The sequence below is a fragment of the Psychrobacter sp. 1Y4 genome (genome assembly GCF_051847555.1).
In genome coordinates, this window is the sequence record NZ_JBPYDE010000546.1 from 1 (window position 1) to 710 (window position 710).

General features: G+C 43.0%; 2 protein-coding genes. Both read left to right on the forward strand.

Going from position 1 to position 710, the window contains the following annotated elements; all coding sequences use genetic code 11:
• A partial coding sequence (locus ACS8FC_RS17475) for a hypothetical protein (RefSeq protein ID WP_439297720.1) occupies positions 1-114 on the forward strand: 114 nt, incomplete at its 5' end.
• A gap of 162 nt (positions 115-276) precedes the next feature.
• Positions 277-710: urease accessory protein UreE (locus ACS8FC_RS17480; protein ID WP_439297719.1), on the forward strand; the 434-nt coding region annotated here is incomplete at its 3' end.

Sequence of the window (710 nt, forward strand, 5' to 3'; positions counted from 1 at the left end):
TGTCCAGATATGGACATCAATCCTGAAACTTATGAAGTACGTGCCGATGGTAAAACACTCACCTGCGAGCCAGCTGATGTACTACCCATGGCACAGCGTTACTTTTTATTTTAGAGCTTATGATGCACGTTTATAGGATCTCTAAGACAGTGAGCCATAAACCATGTATGCCAATGGTCAGTTGGTTTTTTGAGTGATATCGTGTCTTTATTCCCAATACTTTTACCATCAATACTATTGACCAATAGTTTGAGCAACAACAGCCAGAGAAGAATAATGAAAATATTTAATACCCGTTTAGGTACGCTTAGCGATATCCAAAAAGCGCAATTGGCAGAACAGTATAAAGCCGACGATTACCTGCTATTAGATTTTGATACTCGTCAGCATTCTCGCTTTAGAGCCATCACTGTTTCAGGTGATGCGGTCGGTATTGACCTGCCGCGTACTGGCGTCTTAAAAGGAGATGACGTGCTTATCAATACTTCAGGGGAGTTAATGCAAGTCATCGCCAAGCCGCAAGCCGTGACTAAGGTAACGGCTGACGATGATTTTCTACTAATGAAAGGCGCTTATCACTTGGGCAATCGTCATGTGCCATTGATGTTTGAGTACAGCGCAGCAGGGTATGCACTGTATTTCGAAAACGATCATGTGCTCGCTCAAATGTTAGAAAACCTTGGTTTGCATATCGAGTCTACGTCGTTGCC